This window comes from Modestobacter italicus (assembly GCF_000306785.1).
In the GTDB taxonomy this organism is placed as follows: domain Bacteria; phylum Actinomycetota; class Actinomycetes; order Mycobacteriales; family Geodermatophilaceae; genus Modestobacter; species Modestobacter italicus.
Window position 1 is genome coordinate 837,691 of record NC_017955.1, and the last position, 16,538, is coordinate 854,228.

The window sequence follows — 16,538 nt, forward strand, 5'->3', positions numbered from 1 at the left end:
CCCGGTGGGCGCGCAGGCGGTGCTCCGGACGGCCCGGCTGCGGCTGGTGCCGCTCGCCGAGGAGCACCTCGAGGCCGAGGTCGCGCTCGACTCCGACCCCGAGGTCATGCGGTACCTGACCGGCCGGGCGAGCACCCGCGCGGAGGTCGAGTCCAGGCACCGCGCGCGGCTGGCCGCGGCCGCGCGGGTGCCCGGGCTCGGGTTCTGGGCCGGGTTCGACGATGCGGAGTTCGTCGGCTGGTGGATCCTGGAGCCGCCCGAGCGGCCCGACCAGGGGCCGGTCGCCGGCCAGGCCGAGCTGGGCTACCGGCTGCTGCGCCGGCACTGGCGCCGGGGGCTGGCCACCGAGGGGGCGCGCGAGCTGCTCCGGCACGGCTTCGCCGACCTCGGCCTGCGGCGGGTGTTCGCCGAGACCATGGCGGTGAACACCGCCTCCCGCGCCACGATGGCCGCGCTCGGGATGACCCACGTGCGGACCTTCTCCCTCGACCTCGACGACCCGCTGCCCGGCAGCGAGCTCGGCGAGGTCGAGTACGCGGTCACCCGCGAGGAGTGGGCCGCTCCCGGCGGCCCTGGCCCTGCCAGCGCATGAGGGCCAGCCCGAGCACCGCCAGCACGAGCGCGGCCACGCAGGTCCAGGTCCACACCCGGTCCACCCGGTCGCCGAGGACCAGCAGCACCACGAGCGCGCCCGCCCACAGCGCCATGCCGACGTGCACCACGCGGGCGGTGTCGACCTGCAGCGGCGGGGGAGAGGGGCGGGTGGGCACGGGGCGACGATAGGCGGCTGCGGGCCAGGTCGGGACGCCGGTACGCCGTGCGCCGCGGCGCGGTGTGGCACGCTGTCGCCGCTCTCTGCCACCCGCACCGGGCGGCCCGCCGGGAAGCCGACCCGCCGGACCCGCGTCGGTCGCCGTCCCGAGGGGTCCCCCCATGCCCGACAAGTCCCGTCCCGCCCGCACGCCCGGCAAGGGCACCGGCAGCACCGCGGTGGGGGCGCCGGCAGCGACCCCGCAGGGGACGGCGACCGGGACCACCGCACCGCGCCGCAGCCCCGGCCCGAAGGTGCGCCCGAAGAACGGCGTGGACCGGTACTTCGAGGTCACCGAGCGGCGCTCCTCGTTCGGCCGCGAGCTCCGTGGCGGGCTGACCACCTTCTTCACGATGGCCTACATCGTGGTGCTCAACCCGATCATCCTGTCCGGGGCGGACATCACCGGCGCGACCCTGCCCTTCGCCTCCGTCGCCGCGGTGACCGCGCTGGTCGCCGGGGTGTTGACCCTTGCGATGGGCATCGTCGGCCGGTACCCGCTGGCGCTGGCCACCGGCCTGGGCATCAACGCGATCGTCGGCGTCTACGCCGCCACCCAGCTCACCTGGCCCGAGATCATGGGCCTGGTCGTGCTCGAGGGCCTGCTGATCACCGTGCTGGTGCTCACCGGCTTCCGCCGCGCCGTGTTCACCGCCATCCCGGCGCAGCTGAAGACGGCGATCGCGGTGGGCATCGGCTTCTTCCTCACCATCATCGGGCTCGCCGACGCCGGCATCGTCCGGCCGGGCAACCCGCTGATCAGCTTCGGCGTGAACGGCTCGCTGGCCGGCTGGCCGATGCTCACCTTCGTCGTCGGCCTGCTGCTCACCAGCGTGCTCGTCGTCCGCCGGGTCAAGGGCGCGCTGCTCATCGGGATCGTCGCCACCACGCTGTTCGCCATCGTGGTGGAGGCGATCGCCGACATCGGCCCGCGCACCGGTGCCGACGGCGCGGTGGCCAACACCCACGGCTGGGCGCTGCAGGTGCCGACCTGGCCGGGTCAGGTCTTCGACGTCCCGGACCTGTCGATCATCGGCAACTTCTCGCTGTTCGGCGGCTTCGACCGGATCGGCGTCCTCGCCGCCGTGCTGATCGTCTTCTCGATCATGATCGCCGACTTCTTCGACACCGTCGGCACCATCACCGCCGTCGGCGCCGAGGGCGACCTGCTCGACGAGGACCGCAACCTGCCCAGGTCCCAGCCGGTGCTGCTGGTCGACTCGCTGGCCGCGGCGGCCGGTGGCGCGGCGAGCGTCTCGTCGAACACGACCTACATCGAGAGCGCGGCCGGCGTCGGCGACGGCGCCCGCACCGGCCTGGCCAGCGTCGTGACCGGCGCGCTGTTCCTGGTCGCCACGTTCTTCACCCCGCTGGTGCAGGTCGTGCCCTCCGAGGCCGCGGCGCCGGTGCTGGTCATCGTCGGCGCGATGATGATCAGCCAGATCCGGGACCTCGAGTGGGGCGACATGTCCCTGGTCATCCCGGCCTTCCTGACCATCGCGCTGATGCCGTTCACCTACTCGATCACCAACGGCATCGGTGCCGGGGTGGTCAGCTACGTCGTCCTGCGGGTGGCCACCGGCCGCGGCCGCGAGGTGCACCCGCTGATGTGGGTCGTCGCCGCGGTCTTCGTCGTCTACTTCGCCCTGGACCCGATCCAGCAGCTCCTGTGAAGAAGGACCCGCCTTCCCCCCACCCCTCGCGAGCTCGGGGCGGGCCCCTGAAGGCGGGCCGGCGGATCGTTAGACAGGCTTCCTATTCAGGCTAAGGTGGGGCACGTGGCTCGGACGACGCTGGACACCGCGGCGCTGGCCCATGACCTGCGGCTGGCCGTCATGCGGTTCAGCCGGCGGCTGCGCAACCAGCGGGTGGACACCTCGGTGACCCTCACCCACCTGGCCGCGCTGTCCACGCTCAAGCGGCACGGCCCGATGAGCCCGGGGGAGCTGGCCACCCACGAGCGGGTCCAGCCCCCGTCGATGACCCGGGTCGTCGTGGCGCTCGAGTCCCGCGGGCTGGTCACCCGCACGCCGCACCCCACCGACGGCCGGCAGGTGGTCATCGACCTCACCCCGGCCGCGGAGGACCTGCTGACCGAGGAGGTCCGGGCCCGCGAGGCGTGGCTGTCCGGTCAGCTCCACGACCTGACCGCCGAGGAGCGCGCCGTCCTGCGCGAGGCCGCGGTGATCATGGACAAGCTCGCCAGTGGGTGACGCAGACGCCTGACTCAGGAGCACGGCGGAGGACGGCGATGTTCGCCGCCCTCCGCGTCCGCAACTTCCGGCTCTACGCCTCGGCCAACCTGGTCAGCCTGACCGGCACCTGGATGCAGCGCATCGGCCAGGACTGGCTGGTGCTGCAGCTGTCCGGCGGCAGCGGCGTCGCCCTGGGCATCACCACCGCGCTGCAGTTCGCCCCCACCCTGCTGTTCAGCTTCTACGGCGGCGTCCTGGCCGACCGCCACTCCAAGCGCCGGGTCCTGGTCGTCACCCAGGCGGTGATGGGTGCCCTGGCACTCGGGCTCGGCCTGCTGGTGGCCACCGACGGGATCGCGCTGTGGCACGTCTACGTGCTGGCCGCAGCCCTCGGGGTGGTGTCCTCGCTGGACATGCCGGTGCGGCAGTCCTTCGTCTCGGAGATGGTCGGCCCCGACCGGCTGGCCAACGCGGTGAGCCTGAACTCCACGGTCTTCAACGGCGCCCGGCTCGTCGGGCCGGCCGTCGCGGGCTCGGTCATCGGCCTCGCCGGTGGGGACACGGCCCCGGCGTTCCTGGTCAACGCCGCCAGCTTCGCGGTGACCATCGCGGCGCTGCTGGCCATGCGCGGCAGCGAGCTGCGGCCCAGCCCGCCGGCCTCCCGGTCCCGCGGCCAGCTGCGGGAGGCGCTGGGCTACACCCGGCGGCACCCCGACCTGGTCCTGGCCATGTCGCTGGCCTTCGTGGCCGGGACCTTCGGGTTCAACACCCAGATCACCATCGCGCTGATGGCGCGGGAGGAGTTCGGGCTCGGCGCCACCGCCTTCGGCTTCATGTCCACCGCCTACGCCGTCGGCTCGCTGTCCGGCGCGCTGCTGTCCACCCGGCGCAGCACCCGGCCGCTGCAGCGGTTCCTGGTCGTCTCCTCCGGCGCCTTCGGCGTGCTGCTGGTGATCGCGGGGCTGATGCCGACCCAGACGTCGTTCGCCGTGCTGCTGGTGCCCACCGGGGCCGCCGCGCTGGTGTTCAGCGTCGCCTGCAACAGCTTCGTCCAGCTCGGCGTCGACCCGCAGATGCGCGGGCGGATCCTGGCGCTGTACTTCATGTGCTTCATGGGCGGCACCCCGGTGGGCGCCCCGCTGATCGGCTGGGTCTCCGAGCACCTGGGCGCCCGGTGGGGGTTCATCGCCGGTGGCCTGGTGGTCGTCGCGGCGGCCGTCGTCGCCGGCGCGCTCCTCGCCCGGGGCCGCCGGGTGCGCCTGGAGCTGCACGTCGTCCCGCCCAGCGCGCAGCTGCACGTGGCCGCCGCACCGGCCGGCGACCCGGTGCCGAACCGGGTCGCCGCCATCGCGGAGCAGGCCGACGGCGAGGTCCCGGGAGAACAGGTCGCGCGCGATCCAGTGCGTTGAGCGGTCGCACTGAGCGTCCACGTTGTCACCAGCCGTCCGCAGACGTAACGTCAGACACGTGCCCTCAGCAGGGTCGGCCTCTGCGGACGTCGGGACGTCGTTGTTGCGCCTCGGCGGTCTCGTCGCGCTCTTCGCCGCCACGGCCGCACTCGTCGCGCTGCTGCTGCGCTGGGTGACCGGTGAGCTGCAGCTGAACCGGCTGGCCCGTCGTCGGCTGCGCGAGGAACCGCCGCCCGCGGTCGGTCCGGCACCCCGGCCGGCCGGGCCTGCGGACCGTCGTCCGGCGGCTGCCGGGCACCACCCGGTGGGCCGCCGGGTGCCCGGTGCGCGCCCCGCCCCGGCGCCGGCCCCGCGGCCACGTCGTCCGCTGCAACTGGTCGCCGCCGACGTGCGGCGGCTGACCCGCGAGCTGTCGATGGTGCCCGGCGGGATGCCGATGGCCCGGCGCCGCGGGCTGCTGGCCGCCTACGACGACGTGCTGATCGAGGCGGCCGAGCTGCTCGAGGTGCCGCACGAGCTGACCTCCGCCGCACCGGCCAACCGGGAGCTGGAGCGGCTGCGGCTCATCGCCTCGCTGGAGGCCGCCGGGCTGGTGGTGGCCGGCTGACCGAGTCGGCCGGCCGGCTCTTCCTCGCCGTCGACCCGTCGCCCGCCGCGGTGGCCGACCTCGACCGCGCCCTGCAGCCGCTGCGCGCCGCCCCGGGCGCACCGCGGTGGACCCCGCCGTCGCGCTGGCACCTCACGCTGCTGTTCCTGGGCGACGTCCCGGCGCACCTGCTGGGTCCGCTGACCACCGCGGTCGCCTCGGCGGTGGCGGGCACACCGCCGCTGGTGCTGCAGCTGGCCGGTGCGGGCCGGTTCGGCTCGTCCCGCCGGCCGGCGGTCTGCTGGGCGGGCCTCACCGGGGACGTCGCCGGGCTCACCGGGCTGGCCGGCCGGCTGACCGCGGCGGCCGGGCGCTCGGGCTGCCGGTGGAGGACCGGCCGTTCCGGGCGCACCTGACCCTGGGGCGCTGGCGGCCCGGCCGGCCGGCGGACCCCACCCTGCCCGACCGGCTGGCCGGCTACGCCGGGCCGGTGTGGCCGGTGCCGGAGGTGGTGCTGTGGCGCAGCCACCTCGGCCCCGACCCGAGCTACGAGCGCGTCGCCGCCTGGCCGATCGCGCCCTGACGGCCGGTCACCAGGCGTACTGCATCGGCGCGGGCCGCTTCCCCGGGAACACCTCGTCGAGGGCGGCCAGCTGCTCACCGGTCAGCGTCACGCCGACGGCCGCCAGGGAGCCCTCGAACTGCTCCACCGTCCGCGGGCCGATGATCGGCGCGGTCACCCCGGGCCGGCCCAGCAGCCAGGCGATGCCGACGTCGGCCGGCGCCAGCCCCCACCCCGCGCACAGGTCCTCGTAGCGCTGCAGCTGCGGGCGCACCTCCTCCAGCCGCTGCTGGGTGCGGGCGTCGCTGCGCCGGGCGCCGTCGCCCTTCGCCAGCGCGCCCGCCAGCAGCCCGCCCTGCAGCGGGCTCCACGGGATGATCCCGATGCCGTAGTGCTGTGCGGCGGGGATGACCTCCTGCTCGATGTCGCGGACCAGCAGGTTGTAGACGGACTGCTCGCTGACCAGGCCGGTGAAGTGCCGGGCCCGGGCCGCCTCGGTGCCGGCGGCCAGCTGCCAGCCGGCGTGGTTGGAGGAGCCGACGTAGAGCACCTTGCCCTGGGCGACCAGCGTCTCGCAGGCCTGCCAGATCTCGTCCCACGGCGTCTCGAGGTCGACGTGGTGGAACTGGTAGAGGTCGATCCAGTCGGTCTGCAGCCGGCCCAGCGAGGCGTCGCAGGCCCGGACGATGTTGCGGGCGGACAGGAACGTGTCGTTCGGCCAGTCGGACATGCCGCCGTAGACCTTGGTCGCCAGCACGGTGCGGTCCCGGCGGCCGCCGCCCTGGGCGAACCAGCTGCCGAGCACCTCCTCGGTGCGGCCCTTGCCGGCGTCGAAGCCGTAGACGTTGGCGGTGTCGAAGAAGTTGACGCCCTCGGTGTGCGCCCGGTCCATGATCGCGTGGCTGTCCTCCTCGGCGGTCTTCCAGCCGAAGTTCATCGTGCCCAGGCACAGCCGGGAGACGGAGAGGCCGCTGCGGCCGAGGTGGGTCTGGTCCATGCGCCCGACCCTGGCACCCTGTCCGTCGTGCCGCAGACCGACCTCCCCGCCTTCGACCGCGCCACCGCCGTCACCCGGACCGAGGCCGGTGGGCTGGTCGCCGAGCTCGACCCGGGCTGGGACGTCGGCGGCGGCATCCTCAACGGCGGCTACCTGCTCTCCGTGGTCGGCCGCGCCGCGCTGCTGGAGAGCCCGCACCCGCACCCGGTGGCGGTGTCGGCCAGCTACCTCCGCGCCCCGGCCGCCGGTCCGGCCACGCTGACCGTCGTCCCCGGTGCGGCCGGCCGCACCCTCGCGCACTCGCTGGTCACCCTCGCCGACGCCGCTGGGCCGGCCCTGACCGTCACCGTGACGACGGCGACGCTGGGCACCGACGCCCCGCAGTGGTCCGAGCCCACCCCGGACGCCCCGCCGGTCGAGGAGTGCGTGTCGATCGCCGAGCACCGCGACCTCGCCCCGCCCGGCGTGCCGGTGCCCGGGCTGTCGCTGCGGGTGGACACCCGGCTGGACCCCGCCACCGCCGGCTGGGCGTTCGGCCGGCCCTCCCGGGAGCCGCGGCTGCGAGCGTGGATGCGCTTCACCGACGGCCGGGAGCCCGACCCGCTGGCGCTGCTGACCTTCGCCGACGCGCTCCCGCCGACCAGCTTCGCGCTCGGCGACCTGGGCTGGGCGCCCACCGTGCAGCTGCAGGTGCTGGTCCGGGCGCTGCCCGCGCCGGGCTGGTGCCTGGTGGAGGCCCGGTCCAGCGAGATCGCCGGCGGCTGGCTGGACGAGGACTACCGGATCTGGGACTCCACCGGCCGGCTGGTCGCGCAGAGCCGGCAGCTCGCCCGCTCGCCCCGCCGCCGCTGACCGCGGGTCAGGCCCACCGGGCCAGCGCGGCGCGGACGACGTCGTCGTGCAGCTGGGTGAAGTCGGCGTAGTCGACGCTGACCGCGCGCATCGGGGTGCGCTGCAGCAGCACGACACCGCCGTCGACCAGCGACCGCACCCGCTGCCAGGCGGTCGCGTCGGCCACCGGCACGGCCAGGCCCAACCAGTCCGGGACCTCGGTGCGCAGCTCGGCGACCGCCACCTCGACCGTCGAACCGGTGGCCAGCCCGTCGTCGACCAGCAGCACCGCGCCGTCCGGGGGCGTGACCGGTTCGGGCAGCGCAGCCGCCCGCTCCCCGAGCCGGCGGCGGGCGTCGGCGGTGAGCTCGGCGTACCGGTCGTCGTCGACCCCGGCGAGCCGGCACGCCGCCGCGCTGCGCACGGCGGCGTGCTCGGTCACCGCCCCGAGCGCCAGCTCCGGGAAGTCCGGGGAGAGCACCTTGGTGACCACGACGAGGTCCAGCCGCGCCGTCCGGCCCAGGGCGCGCAGGCCCTCCACCAGGGCGGCGCCGACCAGGACGCCGCCGCGGGGGAGGCCGACCACGGTGACCGGCCACCCGGCCGGGAGCACCGCCGCGGTGGGCCCGACCAGCCGGTGTCCTGCGTCGCTGCGGTCGCGGAACGAGGCCACCCGGTCAGCCTCCCAGCACCCCGCCGTCCGTGGTCCCTCCCGCTGCGGGCCACGTCCCACCAGAGGCGTGCTCTTGGTGGTCCTCCGTCAGGCGTCCTGGCGGAGGACCGTTGCGGGGTCGGCCCGGTCGGCGGCGCGCTGGGCGTAGAGCGCGGCCAGCGCGGCGACCACGACCACCACGACCGCACTGGCGGCCAGCGCCGTCCAGGGCACGTCCAGCAGCGGGGTGGGCGGCCGCACCAGGTCGACGTCCAGCCGGCGGTAGACCAGCGCCACCGCGCCGCCGGCCAGCACGCCGCCGATCAGCAGCCCGACGACGGCCACCCCGCCCAGCTCGACCAGCAGCGAGCGCAGGTGGGCCCCGCGGCTCAGCCCCAGCCGGCGGGCCATCACGTAGCCCGACACCCGGCTGCGGGAGCGCGCCTCCAGGTACAGCAGCAGCCCACCGACGGCGATGACGCCGACGAAGACGGCGAGCGCCGACAGGTAGCCGAAGGTCCAGGTGATGCCGAGGAAGTTCGCGCTCTGCAGCACCCCGGCCGGCTCGAGGGCGCGGAAGCCGACCCCGCCGGCCGCGCTGAGCGCCTCGACCGCCGGGCCGAGCTGCCCGTTGGTCCAGATCTCGGCGGCGCGGGAGGCGCCGGCGGTGCGCTCGATCTCCGGCAGCCGGTCGGCGGCCACCAGGACCACCGGCCCGTCCAGCCGACGGCCGGGCAGCACCCGGGCCGTGGCGACGACCTCGGCGGGCACCGCGACGCTGCCCAGCTGCAGCTGCGGGTCCCCGGTCGGCAGCCCGGCGGCCACCACCGGCAGCCGGCCGTCGACCTCCGGCCCGGTCAGCGCGGCCATCAGCTCGGGCAGCGGCTCGTCGGCGAAGGAGGCGTCCCAGAACGCGGTGCCGGCGAAGTCGGCGGGGTCGACGGCGAGCACCGCGACGTCCTGCCGGCCGGCGCTGTCGCCCTGCCCGTCGGGCGCGGTCGCGCTGCCCTCGTACCGGACGACGAAGGTGCCGACCTCGTCGATCGCGGCGGTGGGCGCGAACCGGGACAGCGTCTGCACCGCCCGGGTGGCGCCGATCTGCACGCCGACCTTGGCGTCCAGCGTCTTCTGCGCGCTCGCGGTGAGCGTCGCGGTGTAGCCCAGCACCGCGACCGGCAGGGTGACCGCGACGAGCAGGGTCGCGGTGGCCAGCCGGGCGGCGGCCAGCCGGTTCACCGCCAGGAAGACGGCGGGGGAGCGGTGCCCGGCCCAGCGCCGCAGCCGGGGCAGCAGCGCGGTGAGCAGCCGGCCGAGCAGCACCGCGGCGCCGGCGGTGGCCAGCAGCGGGAAGGCGACCAGCAGCCCGTTGACCTGCGCGACGCCCCCGGTGCTGACCACCGCGTCGCGGGTCTGCAGCAGCAGCCAGCACCACCCGGCACCCAGCAGCAGCACCAGCTCCCACGGGACCCGGGAGGGCCACCGCGGGGCGGCGCCGAGCGGGCGCTCGGCCGTCCCGCGGGCGCGCAGGCCGGCCACGGCCGCGGCGGCCCCCAGCCCGACCACGAAGGCGGCGACGGCGGCGGCCACCGCGGCGGAGGTGGCCGAGGGGTCCAGGTCGTCGGCCGGACCGAGCCCGCTGGTGAGCAGCCGGGCGGCGGCCCAGCCGACCGCGGCGCCGGCGAGCGCGGGCAGCCCCAGCTCCAGCGCCGCCTTGCCGGCCAGCGGCACCGGCCCGACCCCGCGGGCGGCCAGCAGCCGCACCTCGGTGGCCCGCCGGTCGGCCCAGAAGCTGCCGGCCGCGGCCACCAGGACCAGCGCGAGCAGCGCCCCGGCGACGGCGACCGGCACGACCGGCCCGCGCAGCCCGGACTCGACCAGCTCGGCCCGGTCGACCGCGTCGGCGAGCCGGGAGTTGACCAGCCCGGCATCGCCGGGTGCGCCGAGCAGGGCGGACGCCCGCCGCTGCGCCCGGTCCTGGGCGGCCAGCAGCTCCCGGGCGTCGCTGACCGACAGTCCGGCGGCGTCCACCGGCACCTGGGCGAGCTGCTGCACCCCCCGGTAGCCGGCCGAGACCGCGGCGAAGGTGTCCGGGTCGGTGGCCAGCGCGAACGCCGGGGGAGCGGTGTTGGCGTTGATGTCGTTGGCGTAGAGGATGCGGTAGTCGCACCAGTAGGCGCCGGCGTCGACGCTGAACAGGTCGCGGTAGAGCCCGACCACCGTCACGGGGGCGTCCGCCACGGTGATCCGGTCGCCGAGGCCGATGCCCGCCGTCCGCGCGTACGACTCGGGCAGCCACAGCCCGTCCCCGGGCTGCGAGCCCACCACCTCGACGTGGGCGAGCGCGTCGGGGCGGTAGTAGACGGCGACCGGCAGCGAGGCCGGCTCGCCGGTGGCGGTCCGGACCAGGCCGCCCTCGGCGGACCGCTCCCGGCCCACCAGCGCCGCGGTCGCGAGCACCGGCTCGCTGGTCCGCCCCTGCTCCGCCCAGACGGTGGCGAGCGCGGCGTCGGCGGCCGGGTCCGCACGTCCGGCGTCGAACCCGGTCTGCGCCCAGCCGGCCTCGGCGCACTGGTCGGCGAGCTGCTGCTGCAGCGCGGCCGAACGGGCGGAGGAGAGGAACAGCGGCGCGGAGGCGACCGCGCAGGCCAGGATCGCGCTGGTCACCAGCACCGCGAGGACGGCGGCCGGCTGGCGCAGCCCGAGCAGCGGCGCCCGGGTCCACGGGGCCAGCCGCCACAGCGGCGGCCGGCTCATGACGGCGCTCCCTCGGTGACCACGCCGTCGCGCATCGACAGCACCCGGTCGGCGCGGGCCCAGGCGAGCTCGTCGTGCGTGGCGATCAGCACCGCGGCCCCGCCCCGCGCGGCCTCGACGACCGCGTCGAGCAGCCCGTCGGCGTGCCCGCGGTCCTGGTGCGCGGTCGGCTCGTCGGCCAGCAGCACCGCCGGGCGCAGCAGCAGCGCCCGGGCGACGACGGCCCGCTGCTGCTCGCCGAGCGAGGCCTGGGAGGGATACCGGTCGGCGAGGTGCGCGAGGCCGAAGTCGGTCAGCAGCGCCCGGGCGCGGGGTCCCTCGGTGCCGGCCGTGCCGCGCAGCCGGGCGGGCAGCAGCACGTTGTCGGCGAGGCTCAGGTCGCCCACCAGGCCCAGCGCCTGGGGCACGAGCGCGAGGTCGCGCCAGCCGAAGGTCTCCGGACGGCGGTCGCCCAGCGGCCCGAGGTAGCGGAGCTCGCCCTCGTCGGCGGTCTCCCAGCCGCACAGCAGCGCCAGCAGGGTGCTCTTGCCCGAGCCGGACGGGCCGACGAGCGCCACGAACTCCCCGGCGTCCACCCGCAGGTCCACCCCGGCGAGGGCGGAGACGGTCTCCACCCCGCGGCGGTAGCGCTTGACCAGCCCGCGGCCGACCAGCCCGCCGGTCGGCTGCACCCGCCCGGTCACGGCACCACCCGGCCGTGGTCGAGCCGCACGAAGCCGTCGGCGACGGCCATCACCCGCGGGTCGTGCGAGGAGAGCACGAAGCCCACCCCGGCCGCGGCGAGCTCCTCCATGGCGGTGAGCACCCGCTCGGCGGCGGCGGTGTCCAGCTCGGCGGTGGGCTCGTCGGCGACGACCAGCGCCGGGTCGCCGACGACGCCGCAGGCCACCGCCAGCCGCTGCTGTTCCCCGCCGGAGAGCTGCCCGGGCAGGTGGTCGGCGCGGTCCCGCAGCCCGAGCCGGTCCAGCAGGTCCCGGGCGGCCGCCGCGGTCACCGGGGCACCGCGCAGCGACGCGGCGAGCCGGACCTGGGCGACGGCGTCCAGGTAGGGGAGCAGGTTCTCGCCCGGCCGCTGGAACAGGTAGGCGACCTGGCGCTGCCGCAGCCGACGGCGGGCCCGGGGGCGCAACCGGTCGACCCGCTGACCGGCGACGAGCACCTCACCGGCGTCGGGTGAGTCGATGCAGGCGAGCAGCCGCAGCAGCGAGGACTTCCCCGACCCGGACGGCCCGACCACCACCGTCACCTGCGCGCGGGGGATGGCCAGGGTGACGTCGACCAGCGCCGGGACCTGCTCGGTCGCCGTCCGGTAGGTCTTGCCCACCCCGCGGCAGACGGCGGCGGGAGCGGTGTCGGACGCGGGCGTGAAGACCGGGGCGGACAGCGGGTCGTCGGCGAACCGGAACCCCTCGGCGCTCGTCATCGACGGGCAGCCTAGAGGGCTGTCGCGGCACCGCCGGGGAGGACGATGTCGCCGGTCAGGTAGCGCTGCACGGTGGGGCCGATGGCCGCGACCAGCTCCTCCGGGGAGGCCGAGGCGAGCGGTTCCAGCTGCAGCACGTAGCGGGCCATCACCACCCCCACGAGCTGGGAGGCCACCAGCGAGCCGCGCGCCTCGCCCTCGGCCTTCGGCAGCCCGAGGGTGCCGACCACCCGGCGCAGCACCTTGGCGACCAGGAACTCGCGGAGCAGCCGTGCGGTCCACTCGTTGTTGACCGCCGAGCGCACCAGCGCCAGCCCGGCGGTGCGGGCCGGCCCGTCCCAGACCTGCAGCAGCAGCCGGACGACGTTGGCGCCGAGCTCGTCCCTCCCGCCGGCCAGCGCCTGGGGGAGCAGCTCCTCCGGGTCGGCCGGCGCCTCGATCGCGGCGAGGAAGAGCTTGTCCTTGCTGCCGAAGTAGTGGTGCACGAGCGCCGGGTCGACCCCGGCGGCGGCGGCGATCACCCGGATCGAGGCGCCGTCGAACCCGCGCTCGGCGAAGGCGGTGCGCGCCGCGGCGAGCACCGCCTCCCGGGTGCCGGGGTTGCCGGGGCGCCGGCCCGAGGGCCGGCTGCGGCGTCCGGGCTGGCTCAGCTGGTCCTCCTCCGCAGGGTGGCCGCCGCCAGCCCGAGGGCCAGCAGCGCGGCGCCGGCGACGACACCGACGTCGGTCCACATGGTGCCCGTCGCGTCCGCGGAGCGGCCGACCTCCTGCAGGGCCTCGACGGCGTAGGTCAGCGGCAGGGCGTCGCTGACCGCCTGCAGCCAGCCGGGCAGCTGCTCGCGGGCCACGAGCAGCCCGCAGAGGAAGAACTGCGGCAGCACGATCACCGGCATGAACTGCACGGCCTGGAACTCGCTGCGGGCGAAGGCGCTGGCCAGCAGCCCGAGCGCCACGCCGAGCACGGCGTCGACGACGGCGATCAGGACGACGAGGGCCAGCGGTCCGGCGACGTCCAGGCCGTAGAGCGTCGTCGCCACCGTCACCGTGACCACGGCCTGCAGGGCGGCGGCCAGGCCGAACGCGGCGCCGTAGCCGAGCAGCAGGTCCGGGCGGGACAGCGGCGTGGTCAGCAGCCGCTCGAGCGTGCCGGACGTGCGCTCGCGGAGCATCGCGATGCTGGTCACCAGGAACATCACCACGAACGGGAAGACGCCGAGCATGATCAGCCCGACCCGGTCGAAGGTGTCCGGTTGGCCGGGGGCGGTCGGGACGTCGGACCAGATCAGGTACAGCAGGCCGAGCAGGGCGCTGGGCAGCACCAGCAGCATCGCCACCGTGCGGTGGTCGTGGCCGAGCTGGCGGAGCACCCGGCCCGCGGTGGCGGTGGTGAGCGCGGGGCTGAGGGCGGTGGTCACGCCGCCACCTCCTGCTGGGTCTCCCGCACCAGGTGGAGGAACGCCTCTTCCAGGTCGTCGGTGCCGCCGCGGCTGCGCAGCTCCGCCGGCGTGGAGTCGCTGAGCAGCCGGCCCTCGCGGAGCAGCAGCAGCCGGTCGCAGCGGGCGGCCTCGTCCATCACGTGGCTGGAGACGACCAGCGTCGTCCCGGCGTCGGCCAGGGCGTGGAAGCGGCTCCACAGCTCCACCCGCAGCACCGGGTCGAGGCCGACCGTCGGCTCGTCGAGCACCAGCAGCTCGGGCTCGCCTACCAGCGCGCAGGCCAGCGACACGCGCCCGCGCTGGCCGCCGGAGAGCTGCTCGACGAGCTGGCCGGCCGCGTCGGTGAGGCCGACGTCGGCGATCGCGGCGTCGGCGGCCGCGGCCCCCCGGCCGTGCAGCGCGGCGAAGTACCGGACGTTCTGCCGGACGGTGAGGTCGGCGTACACGCTGGGGGCCTGGGTGACGTAGCCGACCCGCGAGCGGAGCTCGGCCGAGCCGGCGGGCCGGCCCAGCACGGTGACCTGCCCCGACCGCACCTGCTGCACGCCCACGATGGCGCGCATCAGGGTGCTCTTGCCGCTCCCGCTCGGCCCCAGCAGGCCGGTGACCTGGCCGGGCGGGACGGTGCACCCCACCTCGTGCAGGACCCGGCGCGCACCGCGGTGCACGACCAGGTCGGTGACGGTGACAGCGGCGTCCATGACGACCTCCGACAACTCAACGGGTGATGAACTCAACGCTAGATGAGTTCGACCGGCCCGGCAAGGCCCTGCGGTGCCGCGAGGAGGGTCAGCGCGCCGCTGCGCCGGCGCGGAGCACCGCGGTCACGTCGACGGCCGGGCCGGGCCGGCCGAACAGCCAGCCCTGGCCGACGTCGCAGCGCAGGTCAGCCAGGGCGGCGGCGGTGGCGGCGTCCTCGACGCCCTCGGCGACGACGGTCATGCCGAGCTCGTGGCCGAGGTCGACGACCGAGCGGACCAGGGCGGCGTCCTCGGCCGAGGTCACCATCTCCGCCACGTAGCTGCGGTCGACCTTGAGCTCGTCGACCGGCAGGTGCTTGAGGTGGCCCATGGAGGAGTAGCCGGTGCCGAAGTCGTCGATCGACAGCCGCACACCGGCGGCGTGCAGGCTGCGGAGCACCTCCCGGGCCCGGGTCGGCTCGGCCAGCAGCGCGCTCTCGGTGATCTCCAGCCGCAGCAGGTCCGCGGGCACGCCGTGGGCCTGCAGCCGCTGCAGCACGCGGCCGAGCAGGTCCGGCCGGGCCAGCGAGCGCGCCGACAGGTTCACCGCCACCGGGACCCGGAAGCCCGCGGCCCACCAGGCGCGCACCTGGGCCAGGGCGAGGTCGAGGACGGCGTCGGTCACCGGCTCGATCAGCGCGGTGCGCTCGACGGCGGGGAGGAAGTCCACCGGCGCCAGCAGCCCGCGGACGGGGTGCTGCCAGCGCACCAGCGCCTCGACGCCGACGACCTGACCGCTGCCCAGCGCCACCTTCGGCTGGTAGTGGACGACCAGCTCGCCGTCGGCCAGCCCGCGCCGGAGCTCCGACAGCAGCACCAGCCGGCTGCGGTCGTTGCCGTCGGAGAGCGGGTCGTAGACGGCGACGCCGTCGTGGCTCTCCTTCGCGGCGTACATGGCGATGTCCGCCTGCCGGAGCAGGGTGCCGACGTCGGCGCCGCCCTCGCCGCAGACGGCCACGCCGATGCTGACGTCGACGTCCAGCGAGAGGCCGTCGACCAGGAACGGCGTGCCCAGCGCGGCGTGCAGCCGCTCGGCCGCCGCCCGCGCCTCGGCCACCGTCACGTCCGGCAGCAGCACCGCGAACTCGTCGCCGCCGAGCCGGGCCACCATGTCCACCTCGCGGACCAGCGGGCGCAGCCGCGGACCCACCTGGGCCAGCAGCCGGTCGCCGTAGCTGTGCCCGAGGGTGTCGTTGACCTCCTTGAACCGGTCCAGGTCCATCAGCAGCACCGCCAGCCGGCACGGGGTGGCCGGGTCGGTCAGCAGCTCCTCGCCCCGGGCCAGGACGGCGGCGCGGTTGGGCAGCCCGGTGAGGGCGTCGTGCGTCGCCTGGTGGGCCAGCCGGGACTGCAGCTCCAGCCGCTCGGTCACGTCCCGGGCGGTCAGCAGCAGCCCGCCGATGTCCGGGTCGTCGCGCCGGTCGGAGGAGCTGACCTCCAGGTGCCGCCACCCGCCGTCCCGGTGCCGCACCCGGACCAGGAAGACCTGGGAGGGCTGGCCGTCGTGGGTGATCGGTGCGCCGCTGGTGGTGAACAGGTGGGCGTCCTCGGCGAAGAGCAGGTCGCCGGCGTGCATCTCGAGCAGCTCGGCGCGGGTCCAGCCGAGCACCGCGGAGGTCGAGTCGGAGACGAAGGCGACCCGGCCCTCGGGGGTGAGCAGGGCCAGGACGTCGTTGGTGGCGTGCACGACCGAGCGGAACCGGCGCTCCCGGTCCAGCGCGACGAGCAGGGCGTTGAAGGCGCGGGCCGCGCTGCCCAGGTCGTCGGCGGAGTCGACCGGCAGCGCCAGGTCGGCGGCCGGGCGGCCGGGGCCCTGCGCGGAGGTGACGGGGTCGCCGACGGTCTGCGCGACCTCGCCGATCCGGCCGGCCAGCAGCCGGAGCCGGGTGCCGATGACGGACCGGGCGAGCAGCCAGTTCGCCCCGCCGAGCACCAGCCCGGCGGCCAGGCAGGCGGCGCGGAAGACCGCGGTGGTCGCGTACTGCGCCGGCACCCCGAGCAGCACGGCGAAGACGGGGAAGACCGCACCGACGGCCAGGCCGAGCACGGCCATGCCGATCGCCAGCCGGGTGAACACCGACCACCGGACGGGCGGGTGCCCCGGGTCACTCGTCCACCGCATGCCCGGGTCATCGGCTCCTGC

The 16,538-nt window shown here is 76.1% G+C and carries 18 protein-coding genes; 8 read left to right on the top strand and 10 right to left on the bottom strand.

Annotated features, from left to right (window positions below; genetic code table 11):
- The first annotated feature begins 4 nt into the window (after window positions 1-4).
- Entirely contained in the window at window positions 5-592 is a 588-nt protein-coding gene (locus tag MODMU_RS04035; RefSeq protein ID WP_014738897.1) for a GNAT family N-acetyltransferase, read from the top strand.
- On the opposite strand, the gene MODMU_RS29290 is transcribed toward MODMU_RS04035, so the two are convergent.
- Entirely contained in the window at window positions 540-770 is a 231-nt protein-coding gene (locus MODMU_RS29290; RefSeq protein WP_014738898.1) for a DUF2530 domain-containing protein, read from the bottom strand. The two genes, MODMU_RS04035 and MODMU_RS29290, sit on opposite strands and share 53 nt — an antisense overlap.
- A 163-nt stretch (window positions 771-933) precedes the next feature.
- Here MODMU_RS29290 and MODMU_RS04045 point away from each other — a divergent pair, with 163 nt between their 5' ends.
- From MODMU_RS04045 to MODMU_RS29300, 6 genes are all read left to right on the top strand, one after another.
- Window positions 934-2,484 (top strand): NCS2 family permease, encoded by a 1,551-nt coding sequence (locus MODMU_RS04045; protein WP_014738899.1) that lies wholly within the window; start codon window positions 934-936, stop codon window positions 2,482-2,484.
- A gap of 105 nt (window positions 2,485-2,589) precedes the next feature.
- Window positions 2,590-3,024 carry a MarR family winged helix-turn-helix transcriptional regulator gene (locus MODMU_RS04050; protein ID WP_014738900.1) on the top strand — a complete coding sequence of 145 codons (435 nt, stop codon included), beginning with the start codon at window positions 2,590-2,592 and terminating at the stop codon, window positions 3,022-3,024.
- Window positions 3,025-3,062: 38 nt separating this feature from the next.
- Window positions 3,063-4,415, top strand: a complete 1,353-nt coding sequence (locus tag MODMU_RS04055; RefSeq protein WP_014738901.1) for an MFS transporter — start codon at window positions 3,063-3,065, stop codon at window positions 4,413-4,415.
- 58 nt (window positions 4,416-4,473) lie between these two features.
- Complete coding sequence (locus tag MODMU_RS26720; RefSeq protein WP_014738902.1) at window positions 4,474-5,022, top strand: hypothetical protein; 549 nt, start codon at window positions 4,474-4,476, stop codon at window positions 5,020-5,022.
- Window positions 5,023-5,072: 50 nt separating this feature from the next.
- A complete protein-coding gene (locus tag MODMU_RS29295; protein ID WP_014738903.1) occupies window positions 5,073-5,417 on the top strand; it encodes a 2'-5' RNA ligase family protein in 345 nt (114 codons plus the stop codon).
- The gene (locus MODMU_RS29300; protein ID WP_014738904.1) at window positions 5,387-5,584 is read left to right on the top strand and encodes a 2'-5' RNA ligase family protein; all 198 of its coding nucleotides are present in this window, start codon (window positions 5,387-5,389) and stop codon (window positions 5,582-5,584) included. The genes MODMU_RS29295 and MODMU_RS29300 overlap by 31 nt, the downstream gene beginning before the upstream one ends.
- 7 nt (window positions 5,585-5,591) lie before the next feature.
- On the opposite strand, the gene MODMU_RS04075 is transcribed toward MODMU_RS29300, so the two are convergent.
- The gene (locus MODMU_RS04075; RefSeq protein ID WP_014738905.1) at window positions 5,592-6,560 is read right to left on the bottom strand and encodes an aldo/keto reductase; all 969 of its coding nucleotides are present in this window, start codon (window positions 6,558-6,560) and stop codon (window positions 5,592-5,594) included.
- Window positions 6,561-6,587: 27 nt separating this feature from the next.
- Here MODMU_RS04075 and MODMU_RS04080 point away from each other — a divergent pair, with 27 nt between their 5' ends.
- Window positions 6,588-7,412, top strand: a complete 825-nt coding sequence (locus tag MODMU_RS04080) for a thioesterase family protein (RefSeq protein WP_014738906.1) — start codon at window positions 6,588-6,590, stop codon at window positions 7,410-7,412.
- 7 nt (window positions 7,413-7,419) lie between these two features.
- Here MODMU_RS04080 and MODMU_RS04085 read toward each other — a convergent pair whose 3' ends face one another.
- The 8 genes from MODMU_RS04085 to MODMU_RS26725 all read right to left on the bottom strand — a co-directional run bounded on the left by MODMU_RS04085 (window position 7,420) and on the right by MODMU_RS26725 (window position 16,517).
- Window positions 7,420-8,064, bottom strand: a complete 645-nt coding sequence (locus tag MODMU_RS04085; protein WP_014738907.1) for a phosphoribosyltransferase — start codon at window positions 8,062-8,064, stop codon at window positions 7,420-7,422.
- Between the two features lie 87 nt (window positions 8,065-8,151).
- Window positions 8,152-10,797, bottom strand: coding sequence for an FtsX-like permease family protein (locus tag MODMU_RS04090; protein WP_014738908.1), 2,646 nt, complete (start codon window positions 10,795-10,797; stop codon window positions 8,152-8,154).
- Window positions 10,794-11,480, bottom strand: a complete 687-nt coding sequence (locus MODMU_RS04095) for an ABC transporter ATP-binding protein (RefSeq protein WP_014738909.1) — start codon at window positions 11,478-11,480, stop codon at window positions 10,794-10,796. The genes MODMU_RS04090 and MODMU_RS04095 overlap by 4 nt, the downstream gene beginning before the upstream one ends.
- On the bottom strand, window positions 11,477-12,220 hold the full coding sequence (locus tag MODMU_RS04100; RefSeq protein WP_014738910.1) for an ABC transporter ATP-binding protein: 744 nt from the start codon (window positions 12,218-12,220) through the stop codon (window positions 11,477-11,479). Before MODMU_RS04100 ends, MODMU_RS04095 begins: the two co-directional genes overlap by 4 nt.
- 11 nt (window positions 12,221-12,231) lie before the next feature.
- Window positions 12,232-12,801, bottom strand: coding sequence for a TetR/AcrR family transcriptional regulator (locus tag MODMU_RS04105; RefSeq protein ID WP_014738911.1), 570 nt, complete (start codon window positions 12,799-12,801; stop codon window positions 12,232-12,234).
- 65 nt (window positions 12,802-12,866) lie between these two features.
- Window positions 12,867-13,634 carry an ABC transporter permease gene (locus tag MODMU_RS04110; RefSeq protein ID WP_014738912.1) on the bottom strand — a complete coding sequence of 256 codons (768 nt, stop codon included), beginning with the start codon at window positions 13,632-13,634 and terminating at the stop codon, window positions 12,867-12,869.
- The gene (locus MODMU_RS04115; protein WP_014738913.1) at window positions 13,631-14,356 is read right to left on the bottom strand and encodes an ABC transporter ATP-binding protein; all 726 of its coding nucleotides are present in this window, start codon (window positions 14,354-14,356) and stop codon (window positions 13,631-13,633) included. Before MODMU_RS04115 ends, MODMU_RS04110 begins: the two co-directional genes overlap by 4 nt.
- A gap of 88 nt (window positions 14,357-14,444) precedes the next feature.
- The gene (locus MODMU_RS26725; protein WP_083869664.1) at window positions 14,445-16,517 is read right to left on the bottom strand and encodes a putative bifunctional diguanylate cyclase/phosphodiesterase; all 2,073 of its coding nucleotides are present in this window, start codon (window positions 16,515-16,517) and stop codon (window positions 14,445-14,447) included.
- Window positions 16,518-16,538 lie beyond the last annotated feature (21 nt).

Bases quoted from the DNA above. Each gene is read 5' to 3' on its own strand.
- MODMU_RS04045 (WP_014738899.1), top strand. From the start codon at position 934: ATGCCCGACAAGTCCCGTCCCGCCCGCACGCCCGGCAAGGGCACCGGC.
- MODMU_RS04055 (WP_014738901.1), top strand. From the start codon at position 3,063: ATGTTCGCCGCCCTCCGCGTCCGCAACTTCCGGCTCTACGCCTCGGCC.
- MODMU_RS04075 (WP_014738905.1), bottom strand. From the start codon at position 6,560: ATGGACCAGACCCACCTCGGCCGCAGCGGCCTCTCCGTCTCCCGGCTG.
- MODMU_RS04090 (WP_014738908.1), bottom strand. From the start codon at position 10,797: ATGAGCCGGCCGCCGCTGTGGCGGCTGGCCCCGTGGACCCGGGCGCCG.
- MODMU_RS04100 (WP_014738910.1), bottom strand. From the start codon at position 12,220: ATGACGAGCGCCGAGGGGTTCCGGTTCGCCGACGACCCGCTGTCCGCC.
- MODMU_RS04115 (WP_014738913.1), bottom strand. From the start codon at position 14,356: ATGGACGCCGCTGTCACCGTCACCGACCTGGTCGTGCACCGCGGTGCG.
- MODMU_RS26725 (WP_083869664.1), bottom strand. From the start codon at position 16,517: ATGCGGTGGACGAGTGACCCGGGGCACCCGCCCGTCCGGTGGTCGGTG.